11 protein-coding genes are annotated in these 13,533 nt (G+C 71.9%); 2 read left to right on the top strand and 9 right to left on the bottom strand.

Features of this window, described 5'->3' with window-relative positions; genetic code table 11:
• The 9 genes from ACFWWU_RS26710 to ACFWWU_RS26670 are packed head-to-tail and all read right to left on the bottom strand — an operon-like array spanning nucleotide 1 to nucleotide 9,495.
• On the bottom strand, nucleotides 1-648 hold the full coding sequence (locus ACFWWU_RS26710; protein ID WP_384148511.1) for an HAD family hydrolase: 648 nt from the start codon (nucleotides 646-648) through the stop codon (nucleotides 1-3).
• Nucleotides 648-1,538 (bottom strand): dTDP-4-dehydrorhamnose reductase, encoded by an 891-nt coding sequence (gene rfbD / locus ACFWWU_RS26705; protein ID WP_384148509.1) that lies wholly within the window; start codon nucleotides 1,536-1,538, stop codon nucleotides 648-650. The genes ACFWWU_RS26710 and rfbD overlap by 1 nt, the downstream gene beginning before the upstream one ends.
• The gene (locus ACFWWU_RS26700) at nucleotides 1,538-2,212 is read right to left on the bottom strand and encodes an RraA family protein (protein WP_384148507.1); all 675 of its coding nucleotides are present in this window, start codon (nucleotides 2,210-2,212) and stop codon (nucleotides 1,538-1,540) included. The genes rfbD and ACFWWU_RS26700 overlap by 1 nt, the downstream gene beginning before the upstream one ends.
• Nucleotides 2,188-4,149 carry a transketolase C-terminal domain-containing protein gene (locus tag ACFWWU_RS26695; RefSeq protein WP_384148505.1) on the bottom strand — a complete coding sequence of 654 codons (1,962 nt, stop codon included), beginning with the start codon at nucleotides 4,147-4,149 and terminating at the stop codon, nucleotides 2,188-2,190. The genes ACFWWU_RS26700 and ACFWWU_RS26695 overlap by 25 nt, the downstream gene beginning before the upstream one ends.
• A 26-nt stretch (nucleotides 4,150-4,175) precedes the next feature.
• Nucleotides 4,176-4,985 carry an SDR family oxidoreductase gene (locus ACFWWU_RS26690; RefSeq protein ID WP_384148503.1) on the bottom strand — a complete coding sequence of 270 codons (810 nt, stop codon included), beginning with the start codon at nucleotides 4,983-4,985 and terminating at the stop codon, nucleotides 4,176-4,178.
• On the bottom strand, nucleotides 4,969-6,036 hold the full coding sequence (locus ACFWWU_RS26685; protein ID WP_384148501.1) for an N-acetylneuraminate synthase family protein: 1,068 nt from the start codon (nucleotides 6,034-6,036) through the stop codon (nucleotides 4,969-4,971). The genes ACFWWU_RS26690 and ACFWWU_RS26685 overlap by 17 nt, the downstream gene beginning before the upstream one ends.
• Before the next feature lie 5 nt (nucleotides 6,037-6,041).
• On the bottom strand, nucleotides 6,042-7,370 hold the full coding sequence (locus ACFWWU_RS26680) for a PLP-dependent aminotransferase family protein (protein WP_384148499.1): 1,329 nt from the start codon (nucleotides 7,368-7,370) through the stop codon (nucleotides 6,042-6,044).
• The gene (locus ACFWWU_RS26675; protein WP_384148497.1) at nucleotides 7,367-8,476 is read right to left on the bottom strand and encodes an alpha-hydroxy acid oxidase; all 1,110 of its coding nucleotides are present in this window, start codon (nucleotides 8,474-8,476) and stop codon (nucleotides 7,367-7,369) included. Before ACFWWU_RS26675 ends, ACFWWU_RS26680 begins: the two co-directional genes overlap by 4 nt.
• Entirely contained in the window at nucleotides 8,473-9,495 is a 1,023-nt protein-coding gene (locus tag ACFWWU_RS26670) for a VOC family protein (RefSeq protein WP_384148495.1), read from the bottom strand. The genes ACFWWU_RS26675 and ACFWWU_RS26670 overlap by 4 nt, the downstream gene beginning before the upstream one ends.
• A 219-nt stretch (nucleotides 9,496-9,714) precedes the next feature.
• Between ACFWWU_RS26670 and ACFWWU_RS26665 the strand changes: the two genes are divergently transcribed.
• Together ACFWWU_RS26665 and ACFWWU_RS26660 are read left to right on the top strand one after the other, a co-directional pair.
• Nucleotides 9,715-12,312: an AMP-binding protein gene (locus ACFWWU_RS26665; RefSeq protein WP_384148493.1), complete on the top strand. Its 2,598-nt coding sequence runs from the start codon at nucleotides 9,715-9,717 to the stop codon at nucleotides 12,310-12,312.
• 6 nt (nucleotides 12,313-12,318) lie between these two features.
• Nucleotides 12,319-13,533 carry a cytochrome P450 gene (locus ACFWWU_RS26660; protein ID WP_384148491.1) on the top strand — a complete coding sequence of 405 codons (1,215 nt, stop codon included), beginning with the start codon at nucleotides 12,319-12,321 and terminating at the stop codon, nucleotides 13,531-13,533.

Genomic DNA, 13,533 nt, shown 5'->3' with positions numbered 1-13,533 from the left:
TCACACCTCGTCTTGCCGATAGCGCCGCAGATCCAGCTCGTTCAGGCTCGGCAGCACCGCGTCGGCTCCGGCCAGGCCGGGAGCCCCGGCCGGCTCCCAGGGCACCGCCACGCAGCGTAGACCGGCGGCCTGGGCGGCGCGGACCCCTCGCGGGGAGTCCTCGACGGCCAGCGCGTCGCCGGCACCCACCCCGGCGCGTTCCAGCGCGAGGAGGTACAGGTCCGGTTCCGGTTTGTGCCGGTCGGTGTCGTCGCCGGTGACCAGGAAGGCGAAGCGGTCCCGCAGCCCGAGCCGCCGCAGGTGCTCCTCCACCCAGGCGGTCGGGCTGCTGGACACGATCGCGGCGCCCTCGGCGGTGCGCAGCAGCCGGTCCACGCCGGGCCGGGCCGGCGCGGCGGCGCACCGGGCGGTGCGCCGCTGCCGCTGCCAGGCCCACTCGCCGTCCTCGACCGGCCGACCCAGCCGGTCGGCCAGGTCGGCCAGTGCGACCCGGGCTCCGGCCGAGTTGCCGAGCATCCCGGCCCGTACGTCGGCGCTGAGGGGCACCCCGAGCCGGTCGTACAGGTCCTGCCAGGCCAGCAGCGCGGCCCGTTCGGTGTCGCACACGACGCCGTCGAAGTCGAGCAGCAGGAACGGCGGCTCGGACATCAGTGGCTCACCGGGCCTCGGTCGACGGCGGTGAGCCGGGCGCAGTACCGGGCGAGGGAATCGGTCCAGTGGGGCATCGCGTGGACGAAGGCGGCCGCGCGGGTGCTGTCCAGGCGGGAGTCCCGCGGCCGGCCGCCGACGAAGCCGGCGTCGGCCATGGACATCGGCACCGGGTGGGCGGTGCCGAGACGTTCGGCGAGTGCCATGCCCACCTGGTACCAGCTCGCCCGGCCCCGGTTGGCGATGTGCAGCAGGCCGCGGACGGCCAGTGCGCCGGGCAGCAGCCGTACCAGCGCGGACGCCAGGTCGGGGATGTAGGTCGGACTGCTGAACTGGTCGTCGATCAGTCGCGGGCGGCCGCCGTCGAGGAACTCGTGGACGGCGGCGAGGACCTGGTCCAGGCGGGGGTCGGTACCGCCGTACAGCCAGGACGTGCGCACGACGAGGTGGTCGGGCACGGCCTCGACGATCCGCTCGCCGGCCAGTTTGCTCAGGCCGTACACGCTGACCGGGGCGGGTATGTCGTCCTCGTTGTACCCGGCAGGACCGGGTGCCCGGCCGTCGAACACGTAGTCGCTGGAGATGTAGATCAGCCGGCTGCCGTGCCGTCGGCAGGCTTCCGCGACGTGACGGGTGCCGCCGACGTTGACCCGCAGGGCGAGCGCCGGGTCCCGTTCGCAGGAGTCCACCACCGCGTTCGCGGCGGTGTGCACCACCACGTCGGGCCGGAAGTCGGCGATCGAGTCCCGGACGGCGGTCTCGTCGCCGATGTCGAAGTCGGAGAGGGACACTCCGAGGACGGGCCAGTCGGCGGTTTCGGGCCGCGTCGCGAGCTCCTGCCGCAGCGCGGTGCCCAGCATCCCGTCCGCGCCGGTGAGGTAGACGCGCATCACAGGTGTCCGAACTCGGCGATCAGTTCGGCGACCGAGAGGCCGGAGCTGATCTTCTCGCGGATCACCCGCTCCCTGTCGATGTTCATCCTCGTGTGGGCGAGCACGGTCTCGGCCTCGCCCTGCGGCACGACCGCGATGCCGTTCTCGTCGGCGACCACGATGTCCCCGGGGTTGATCACCTGACCGTCGATCACCACCGGCACGTTGACCTGGACCGGCTCGGTGCGGTCGTGCACGGCGGTCGGGGAGGGCCTCGGGACGGTGCTGCGGTACCAGACCGGGAAGTCCAGGTCGCGGATCTCGTCGACGTCGCGGATGGCGCCGTCGACGATGCCGGCGGCCAGTCCGATCTGCCGCGACAGGGTGGACATCAGCCCGCCCCACATCGCGGTGCGGGTGGTGCCGTGGCAGGCCACCACGACCACGTCGCCCGCCTGGGCCCGGGCGAGCACCGGCATGCAGTCGACCAGGTCGTCGATCGACAGGTTGACGGTGAGCGCCGGTCCGGCGATCTTGTGGTGGTGCTTCACCGGCAGCAGCCCGCCGATCGCGCCGACCCGCCGACGCGCGTCGGTGACCAGGCAGCTCGGGCTGTACTCGGCGAGCACCGCGCGGAAGCCCTCGACGATCTCCTCGGGCGGGCGGTTCAGCTCGTTGCGGACAGTTTCCACGGTGTGTCTCCCGTCGGTTGGGTGGTGCGGGCGGGGTCCAGGACGTCCCCGCCGATCAGGTGGGCCAGGTGCGCCGCGTCCATGCCGTGTGCGGCGAGCACTTCCGCGTCGGTGCCGCAGCGCGGCACGTCGGTGAGGCCGATGCCGCGGAACGCGACCCCGTCCCCCGCTCCCGTCTCCAGCAGGTGCCGGGCGATCAGGTCGGCCTGTCCACCGTTGCCGTACTGGTGCTCGACCACGAACACGTGCCGGATGCCGGTCAGCAGCTCGCCCAGCCACGCCGCGTCGATGCGGTTGTGCCAGGGCAGGTCCACCACGGTCAGCTCGACGCCCTGCGCGGCGAGCAGGTCGGCGGCGGCCAGGAGTTGCGCGAGGACCACCGGTCCTGCGCCGAACGCGACGGCCCCGCCGCCGGCACGCAGTACGTGTCCCTGGCCGACCACGAGGGGCGCGGGCGGCAGATCCGCCAGTGCGGCGGGGACCGGTTGGCTGGACAGCCGCAGGTAGACGCTGTCCGGGGTGGATCGGCAGTGGCGCAAGGCGGCGGCCAGCTGGGCGGGGTGGGACGGTTCCAGGATCGTCAGGCCGGGGACGGCGCTCAGCGCCGACACGTCGCGGACGGCCTGGTGCGAGTGTCCGGGCCCGGCGGGCAACAGCCCGGCGAGCGAGCCGACGTAGACCACCGGCCGCCGTTCGGTGGCGTTGTTGTAGATGTGCTCGTTGGGCCGGGCGTGCAGGAAGCAGGAGAACGAGTGCACGAACGGCCGCAGACCGCCTGCCGCCAGTCCGCTCGCCATCGAGACCATGTCCTGCTCGGCGATGCCGCATTCGACGAACCGGTCCGGGTGGGCCTCGCGGAACGGGATCAGGCCGGTGTCGAGCACCAGGTCGCCGTCCAGCGCCACGATCCGCGGATCGTCGTGCGCCGCCTCGGTGAGCAGGCGGCCGTACAGCTCGGGCAGCCGCACCCCGCCGGGTTTCACCGGCAGGTCCAGCGTTCGCTCGACCGGCCGGAGGGACGGCAGGCCGCGCCCGCGGAGTATCTCGTCGGCGGTGTCGAGCAGCTCCTTGTACGCGGAGCGGTAGTCCTCCGGGCTCGGCGCGCCGCTGTGGTGGCGGTAGCGCCATTCGCCGGGTGCCATCGAGGTCGCGGCGAACGTGGGGCAACCGCCGCCCTTCACCGTGTCCGCGATGATCACCACGGGCTGCTCCGGGTGGTCCGCGGCGCGGCGGGCGAACGCCTGCTGGAGCTGCCGGGGGTCGTGCCCGTCGCAGCGCAGCACGCCCCAGCCCGCGGCGGTGAACTTGCCCGGCAGGTCACCGAGATCGCTGACGTCGGTGACGAAGGTGTCGGACTGCATGCGGTTGTGGTCGACGACCACGGTCAGCTCGCCCATCCCGTACCGCGCGGCGCTGGGCAGCGCCTCCCAGTTCTGGCCCTCCTGCAGCTCGCCGTCGCCGGTCATCACCACCACCCGGGAGACCCGGCCGGCCAGGCGATGGGCGAGGATCAGGCCCTTCGCCTTGGAGATGCCCATGCCCAGGGAACCGGTGTTGAAGGGCATCCCGGGGGTGCCGACGTCAGGGTGTCCGGGCAGCCCGTCGATCCGCCGCAGCCGGTGCAGGAGGTCCTCGTCCAGATGTCCGAGCGCGATCATCGCGGCGTACAGTCCGGGCGCGTCGTGCCCCTTCGACGAGAAGTACACGTCGCCGTCGGCCGCGAACGGCCGGTCGAGCTCCTCCAGCAACAGCCAGCCGACCACGTCGGCGGCGCTGAAGCTGGAACCGATGTGTCCCGACCCGGCACGCGCGATCATGTAGAGAGTGTTGACACGGGTCATCGCCGCGAAGGCGAGGGCCCTTTCGTGCGGGTCGTCGACGTGGCCCAGGACCCGCTCGAACTCGGTACGCGGTATCCAGGCCAAGGACCTGTCCATGGCTTCTCCTCGGGGAGGGGTCGGTGTCACCAGCAGCTGAACCCGCCGTCCACGGCGAGTTCGGTGCCGGTGACGTAGCGGCTCAGGTCGGAGGCGAGGAACAGCAGCGGTCCGGTCAGGTCCTCGGCGCGGGCCATCCGCCGCAGCGGCACGCGGGCGTCGAACTTCTCCCGGAACACGGGGTCCTGCGCGCCCAGCACACCGCCCGGCGACAAGGTGTTGACCCGTACGCCCGCCGGACCCCACAGCGCCGCGAGGTACCGCGACAGCGAGGCGACGCCGGCCTTGGACATGCCGTACGCGGGCGGTTTCAGGAACGGCGGATCCACCGGCAGGTGCTCGTACATCCGCGGGTCGGGCGCGAGGCCGCCGTACATCGAGCCGATGTTGACGATGGATCCGCCGCCGTGCCGGACCATCCGCGACCCGAACACCTGGCACATCCGCAGCGTTCCCTGGGCGTTGACCGCGAGTACGCCGCCGGACACCTCGTCCGGGATGTCCTCGAAGCGCCAGCCGGCGCCGTCGGCCGACGGCGGACTGTCGACGCCGGCGTTGTTGATCAGGATGGTCGGTTCTCCGGCCCGTTCGAGACAGTCGTCGAGCGCGCGGCGCAGGCTTCCGGTGTCGGTGACGTCCGCGACCAGCGTCGTGAACCGCTTCTGGTCGTGCCGGTCGAGCACCGCCAGCAGGTCCGGCCCGCGGGTGTCCCGGACGTCCAGGCCGACCACGTCGGCACCGGCGCCCAGCAGGGCGTCGACCCACACCGGGCCGAGCCGTCCGCACACGCCGGTCACGACGGCGACCGAGCCGGTCAGGTCAATCGCGGCCGGCATCGCCGTCCACCAGGTCGTCCAGGGTGATGTCGGCGTCGGTCGCGAGCGGCCGGCCGAGGCGGCGGCCCACCACGTCGGCGAGCCGGTCGGGCGTCAGCCCGTCGCCCGGCGACTTGATCGCCACGTCCTCCAGGGTGAGGCGGTGCCCGGCCGGCAGGTCCCGGTGGGCGACGAGCTTCTTGCCCATCTTGCCCATCGCGGGCCGTTCGCCCGGCAGGACCTCCTTGTCCCGGCTGCCCAGCGAGCGCCGCACCCGGCGCAGCCCGTCGACCAGTTCGGCGATGTCCGCCTGCTCCATGGAGAACTTGTGGTCGCTGCCGGGCCGGGTGCGGTCGAGGGTGACGTGCTTCTCCACCACCCGGGCGCCGAGCGCGTACGCGGTCCAGGCGGCCAACGGGCCGAGGTCGTGCCCGGAGAAGCCGACCACCGTGTCCGGGAACTCGGACCGGTAGGTGCTCAGCACCGCCAGGTTCAACTCCTCCGGCTCGGCCGGGTACATCGCCGTGCACTGCAGCAGGGCGAGGTCGGGGTTGATCGGCAGGATGGTGCCGCAGGCGCGTCGCACCGACTCCATGTCGGCGCCACCGGTGCTCACGACCAGCGGCTTGCCCACCTTCGCCGCGTAGGCGAGCAGCGGGGTGTTCCTGATGTCCCCGGACGCGATCTTGATCGCCGGCACGCCGAGCTCGGCAAGGAAGTCCACGCTGGCGAAGTCGAAGGCGGTCGCGAAGAAGTCCACGCCGAGTTCGGCCGACAGCTGCTGGAGATGGGTGTACTCGTGGGTGCCGAACTCCAGGAACTCGCGGTGCGCTCCGTACGTCGGGCCGAAGCTGTTGCGTCCGGGGTAGGGGGAGTCGTACATCGCCTTGGTGTAGAGGAGGCGGTTGTCCCGCTTCTGCAGCTTGACCGCGCTGGCGCCGGCCGCGGCTGCCTGGCGTACCAACTCCTCGGCCTTGCCGAGGTCGCCCTCGTGGTTGTGGCCGATCTCCGCGATCACATAGGCGTCGGTGTCGTCGGAGATGGTCCGCTCGTTTACCGTCAGCGCTCTCATCGTGCTCAGGTCCTTTCCAGAAGATCGGTTACCAGCGAAGCGAACCGGTCCAGACCGAGGTCGATCTCCTCCGGCGTGAGCGAGCTGCAGGACAGACGCAGCTGCCGCTGTCCGCCCCCCGCCGCGTAGAAGTGATGCATCGGCGTCCAGATGACCTTGTGCCGCTTGGCCGAATAGGCGAGCAGGTCGTCGTCGGCGACGAAGGGCACCGTGACGACCAGGAAGAATCCGCCGTCCGGTCGGTTCCAGGTGACCGGCGACGTTGTCGGGAAGCGCGTGGCGAGCCCGTCGAGCAGGTGCCGCAGCCGTTGCCCGTACCGCGCGGTGGCGTCCCGGTTCGCCTCGCGCAGCGCGAAGCCGCTTTCCAGCAGCTTGCCGCCGATGACCGCCTGCGCGATCGGCGGGGTGTTGACCGTGATCATGCTCTTGATCTTCGAGAGCTCGTCGGCGAGGGTGCCGAGGACCTCTCCGTCCCGGACGACCGGCTGATCCGCCACCACGTACCCGATCCGGGCGCCGGGCAGGGCGGTCTTGGCGTACGAGCCGAGGTAGACGACCCGATGGCCGGTGTCCAGCGACTTGAGCGTCGGTTTCGGGGGCGCGCCGTCGCCGAAGAAGCCGTACGGGTTGTCCTCGATGATCAGGATGTCCAGCTCCGCGGCCAGGTCGAGCAGCCGGCGCCGGCTCGGCACGTCGAGACTGAGCCCGGTCGGATTGGCGAAGTCGGGCACCAGGTAGCAGGCCCGGGGTCGCAGACCGGCCTCGCGTGCTCCCCGCACCTTGGCCGCCAGGTCGTCCAGGTCGATGCCGCTGGTGCCGCTGTCGACCGGTACGACCGGCATGTCGACCAGGCGGGCCGCGCCGGTGATGCCCACATAGGCCGGTTCGGTGGCCAGGAGGACGTCGCGGTCGCCCGCGCGCAGCGCGCGCAGCGCCAGGACCATGGCCTCCTGGCAGCCGACGGTCACCAGGATCGACTCGGGGTCGACGTGGATGTTCTCGTCGGTCGCGAGGTTGCGGGCCACCAGGTCCTGGATCACGCCTTTGGTTCTGCCGTACTGGTAGAGCCGGTTGCGGGCCGTTTCCGCGCCCCGGGCCGTGCCGTCGGTGACGTGCTCCGTCCAGGTACGCAGGAACCGGTGGACGTCCTCGATCGAGAACCCGCCCGGGTCCGGCCGTCCGGGCGCGAAGGAGACCGCGTCCGGGTACCGGTCGGACACCTCGTTCAGCAGGTTCATCGACAGCAGTGCCGGATCGGACAGCGACCCGTGCAGGTCGGCCAGGTCCAGCACCGTCCCGGGCCGTGTCGTCGAGGTGGGGGAGGACTCGGTCACGACTCCTCCCGTCCGTGCGTTCCGGACGCCCAGCGCACGCCCAGCCACCCGGCCGCGGCCACGTTCGGCGCACCGGCGAGGGCCATCGAGACCTCGAGTTCCGAGCGCAGCAGCTCCAGCACCCCGGTCACTCCCCGCTCCCCGCCGGAGGCCAGTCCCCACAGGACCGGCCGGCCGAGCAGGACCCCGGACGCGCCGAGGGCCAGCGCGCGCAGCACGTCGGTGCCGCTGCGCACGCCGCTGTCCAGCAGCACCTCGCACGCGTCGCCGACCTCGTCCCGGATCGCGGGCAGGGCCAGGAGGCTGGGCACGGCGCCGTCCAGTTGCCGGCCGCCGTGGTTGGACACCACCAGGCCGTCCGCGCCGAGGTCCACCGCGCGCCGCGCGTCCGCCGGGTCGAGAACTCCCTTGAGCACCAACGGCAATCGCGTCCTCCGCCGCACCCAGTCCACGTCGGACCAGGACAGGGTGGGGTCGATCACCGCGGCCGCGTGCCCGCCGACGCTCTGCCCGCCGCCGTGTTGTGCGGCGGCCAGGTTCACCGGTGCGGCGTGCGCCGGCACGGCGAACCCGTTGCGCAGGTCGCGCAGCCGCCGGCCCATGAACGGAACGTCCACGGTGAGGATCAGGGCGCGGGCGCCGAGCCGCTCGGCCTCGCCGATCAGCCACTCGGTGCGCGTCCGGTCGCGCAGCCAGTACAGCTGGAGGAACAGGTCACCGCCGGCGGAGGGCAGCTCGTCGAGCGGGCAGCTGGCCAGGGTCGCCGCCGTGAAGGGGATGCCCGCCGCGGCCGCCGCACGGGACACCGCCGGTTCGCCGGCCGGGTGCACCAGCGAGTGGAAGGCCATCGGTGCCACGGCGACAGGCATCGACGCCGGCACGCCCAGCAGCGTGGTCGTGGTGTCCGCGGTCTCGACCCCGGACAGTACGCGCGGGACGAGGTGGCACCGGTCGAACGCGCTCCGGTTGGCGTTCAGCGTCGACTCGTCGCCGCTTCCGCCGGCCACGAAGTCGTACACCTCGGGCGCCAGTACGGAGCGGGCACGGTCCTCGGCGTCGGCAAGGGTGAGCGGATCCGTCGCCAGGACGGCCGGTCCGCTCGTCACGCCAGGTCCTGTCGCTCGACCGCCTCGTACAGCTTGCGGATGTTGTTGCTGCCGAACGTGGTCGCGCCCCGGCGTTCGATGATCTCCATGAAGTGGGTGCGGCGCGGGTGCTCGGACCGGGTGAAGATCTGGAACAGCTCGCCGTCGTGATCCCGGTCGGCGAGCACGCTGTACTTGCGCAGCTCCGCGACCGGATGGGCGGACGACCCGAGCCGCTCCTCGAGGTCCTCGTAGTAGGAGTCGGGCGTGGCCAGGAACCGTACGCCGGCGGTGCCGAGATCGGCGACCGCGTCCACGATGTCCGGTACCGCGAAGGCCAGGTGCTGCACACCGCCGCCGCCGTGCTTCCTCAGGAAGTCGTCGATCTGGCCCGGGACGGCGCCGCTCATGGGCTGCAGCAGCGTCAACGTCACCCGCCCGCACGGGCTCTGCACCACCTTGGACTGCATGGCCTGCGCGCCGACGTGGATGTCCTCCTCGAACACCACCTGCCAGCCCAGCGACCGCTCGTAGGACTCGACGGTCCGGTCCAGTTCGCCGGTCTCCAGGCAGACCGCGATGTGGTCGACGCACAGCAGGTGGCGCTTGGCCGGCCCCGCGGTCGTCGCCGTGGTCCCTGTGGTCTCCTCGGTGCGCACCGGTGCGATACCGGGCAGCGACCAGGGTTCACCGGCGGGCCGGCTCACGAAGGTGTGCGTGACGTCGCCGAAGGCGTCGAGCACCGTGTGGTCCGGCGCTTCCACCCGCAGGGCGATGTCGCTCACGCCGTCGCCGTGCCGGGCGACGAACCGGGTGGCCGGATGGTCGTCGGTGCGGCCCTCCAGCAGCACCAGGACGACGTCCCGCTGCCGCACGGCCACGGCGGTGAACTCCGGGGTGTCCCCCGCGGCGATCACCTCGAAGCCGTAGCGGTCGACGAACTCGGCCGCCCGGGTGCGGGCATCGCCGACGGAGAGTGTGATGTGGTCGATCCCGGCGTCGACAGCGTGCTGATTTCTGGTCTGGGGTGCGGACGACACGAATTCCCCCAAGGCTCGATAATCGGTTTCAACGGCGGGAACAAGAATTGTCAGATCCCGGTACCGCGACGAAAAAACGCTACGGACGATCACGGAAGAATGTCAACGCACGCCGCTGCGAGCCGCCGAACAGTGCGGAACGCGCCTTGCCGCACCTGGGTACCGGGGTATCCGCTATGGGGTTCGTAGGGGTTGCGCGCACCACGGTGACAGGTGAATATGCGTGCGGTCGAAGCTGCGGACAAGGAGCGGTACGTGTTGATTCATCAGGTACTCGACGAGTGCGCGGCAAAATACGGCGACCATATTGCGCTGATTGACGACAACGGCCCGGTCACCTATTCCCGACTTGTTTCGACGGCGGATTCGTATGCCGCCGCACTGGCCGAGGCAGGGGTGGGGCCGGGTTGCCTGGTGCCGGTACGCATCACCCGCTCGGCCCGGATGGTGACGCTGCTGCTGGCCGTGCTGAAGACGGGTGCGGCCTACTGCCCCATCGACGTGAAGTGGCCGGACGAGCGCGTACGGGAACTGCTGCGCGTACTGCGGGCACCGTTGTTCGTCACGGACACGCCCCTCGCCGGCGCCACGTGCTGGACACCGCCGTCCGCGCCCGCGCCCGTACCCGGGTCCCGGACGGTCCAGGCGGACATCGGGCGGGACATCGGGCCGGACGACCCGGCCTGTGTCTTCTTCACCTCCGGCAGCACCGGCGCTCCCAAGGGAGTGGTGACCCCGCACCGGGCGGTGCTGCGGCTCTTCGACAGCGGCCCCTTGGCGGCCTTCGGCCCCGGCCGGGTGCTGCCGCAGCTCGCCCCGGTCGGCTGGGACGCCTGCGGACTGGAACTCTGGGGCATGCTGTCCCGGGGCGGCACCGTGGTGCTGCCGGACGAGGACCATCTGCTGCCGGACACCCTGCGCGACCTGATCGCACGACACGGCGTGAACACCCTCGTGCTGGTCGCGTCCGTGGTGAACCTGCTGGTGCGGCTGGACCCCGACTGCTTCAGCGGGGTCGACCTGATGTTCATCGGTGGTGAACGGCTGGCGCCCGAGCCGGTACGCGCACTCCTGCTGCGACACCCGGACACGACCGTCCACAACTGCTACGGCCCGGTGGAGAGTTTCGCCTTCGCCACCATGCACCACATCCGGCCCGAGGACTGCGACCGGCCGCACGGCGTGCCCATCGGGCGGCCGGTGCCCGGCACGGAGGTCCATCTGATCGACGGCGAACTGTGCGTCGCGGGCGCCGGGCTGGCCCAGGGATACCTGCGCGACCCGGAACGGACCGCCGAGCGGTTCGTCATCGTCGAGGTCCGGGGTGTGCCCACGCGGGTCTACCGCACCGGTGACCGCGCCGAACGCGACGCCGAGGGAGTGCTGCACTTCCTGGGCCGCGCCGACCGGCAGGTGAAGATCCGCGGATACCGGGTGGAGCTGGGCGAGGTGGAGAGCCACGCCGCGGGCCGCGCCGGCGTGCGCGACTGCGTGGCGGTGGCGCTGTCCGGCCGCAGCGGCGCGTACGAACGTCTGGCGCTGGCCTTCACCGGCGACGCGGACCCCGACCGGGTTCGTGGGGAGCTGCGCGACCGGCTCCCCGGCCACCTGGTGCCCGATCTGGTGCGCCGCCTCGACGAACTCCCCCACAACGCCAACGGCAAGGTGGATCACCGAGCCGTGACAGAGCTGCTGCTGCGCGTCCCGACCCCAAAAAAAGGGCTGACGATGACCACGTACATCGAGACCACCGAGACCACCACGGCCGAGACCGAGGGGGCCGCCGGCGAGACCGACGGGGCCGCTTCTGGCGAGACCGCCGGGGCCATCGACAAGATCGTGGAGGACTACCTCACGCTCGTCGACGACAGCATGGTCGCGGTGCTGCCGCACGCCTTGCGCATCGCCATCGAGCTCGGCGTCGCCGATGTGCTGGACGCCACGGCCACGCAGCCCGTGGCGACCACGGCGGAGCTGATCGATGCCGACCCCGACGCCCTGGGCCGACTGTTGTCCGCCCTCGGAGCGGCCGGATTCTTCGCCGGCGACTCCGCCACCGGCTTCCGGCTGACCGCGCTCGGCGCGCGGCTGCGCCGGGACGACCCGCAGAGCCTCTCCGCCTCGCTGGTCAACGCCGAGAGCCAGCTGGCCTGGTTGCGCGCCACGGACACCTTCCGCACCGGCGCGGCATCCTTCGCGGGCGACGACGGCGACTTCTTCGGGGTCAAGAACACCCAACGCGGCGCGAACCTCGCGTTCCTGCGCCGGATGCGGGAGCGTACCGGTCGCCTGTACCGCCAGGCGGCCGAGGCCGTCGACTGGTCGCGGTCGGAGACCATCCTGGACATCGGCGGCGCCGACGGCTTCCTCCTCGGCGAGATCCTCTCGGCGGCCCCGCACGCGAGCGGCATCCTGTTCGACCGCCCCACGGTGATCGACGAGGTGAACCTCCGCGGCGGGGTCCCCGGTTGCCGCACGGTGCCGGGTGACTTCTTCGTCGCGGTGCCGACCGGCGCGGACACTCACCTCCTGTGCAGCGTCCTGCACGACTGGACCGACGACCAGGCGGTCGAGATCCTGCGGTCGAGCCGTCGCGGGCTGGCGCCCGGCGGCCGGCTGCTGGTGATCGAGATGCTCGTACCGGAGGACGGCTCCCAGCACATCAGCCGCTGGAGCGACCTCGGCATGATGGTCCTCACCGGCGGCCGGGAACGCGACCGGGCCGGATTCGCCCGGATCCTGAAGGCCGCGGGCTACCGCATGCACGAGGCCGTGGCGATCCCGGAGTCGCCGTTCTCCGTGATCGAGGCGCGCTGACCGGCGATGGACATCGACCTGCTCTCACCGGACGTCTTCGCCGGGCACCGGTTCCTGGACCAGCTCGCGGCCGTCCGCGCCCGCCCCGGCCTGACCTGGCATCCGGAGCCGGACGGTCCCGGGTTCTGGGTGGCCGCCCGGTACGACGACGTCCATACGGTACTGGGTGATCCGGCCACGTTCAGTTCCCGTGCCGGCATCAGGATCGGCGGCACGGACGAGGCGGCCCGCCTGGTCGCCGACCGGATGATGGTGGTCAGCGACCCGCCGCGGCACGGCCGGATCCGCCGCGTGGTGGGTGCGCCGTTCACCCCGGCGTCGCTCCGTCTCTGGCACGACCGGATCGTCGCCGGCGTCACCGATCTGGTGGACGAGGTGGTCGACGCGGGTGTCGGCGGGCCCGTGGGCGATCGGCCGGACGACGCGGCCGGGCCCCTGATCCGGGACGCCGTCGGTGACTTGACCCAGCGGCTGCCCAACCAGGTCATCTGCGCCATGATGGATCTGCCCCGGGCCGACTGGCCGTTGATCGGCAGACTCACCACCGACGGCCTGGACTCCCCCGACCCGATCGACCGGCTGGACGCCAACGCGGAGATCTTCGGCTACTTCGCCGACTTGATCCGCCGGCGCCGTGCCCGCCCCGGCGACGACCTGATCAGCGCACTGCTGACGGCCGATGGCGACCTGACCGACGACGAGCTGATCATCAACTGCAGCGGCGTGCTGACCGGTGCCAGCGAGACCGTCCGGTACGCGGCGGCCGGAGCGCTGCTGGTCTTCGCCGACCGGCCCGAACTGTGGACGGCGCTGCGCGCGGCGCCGGAGTTGCTGCCCACCACCGTCGAGGAGATCCTGCGCTGGACCAGCCCCGGTCTGCACGCGCTGCGCACGGTGACCCGCCCGGTGACGGTCGCCGGCACCGACCTGCTGCCCGGCGAGCTGGTGACCGCCTGGATCTGCTCGGCCAATCGCGACCCGGCCGTCTTCGCCGACCCGGACACCTTCCGGCCCGACCGCACCCCCAACCGGCACCTCGCGTTCGGCTGGGGCCCCCACGTCTGCGTCGGGGCCCGGGTCGCCAGGCTCGAACTGACCGCTCTGCTGACCGCGCTGATCCGCCGCGTACGCACGATCGACCCGGCCGGAACGCCGGTCTGGAGCGCCGGCAACTTCATCCACGGACTGACCAGCCTGCCGGTGCGGCTGTGCCCGGCCTGA

Origin of the sequence: Streptomyces sp. NPDC058650, from assembly GCF_042717315.1 — a bacterium.
GTDB lineage: Bacteria > Actinomycetota > Actinomycetes > Streptomycetales > Streptomycetaceae > Streptomyces.
This window is presented reverse-complemented; position numbering and strand designations above follow the sequence as displayed.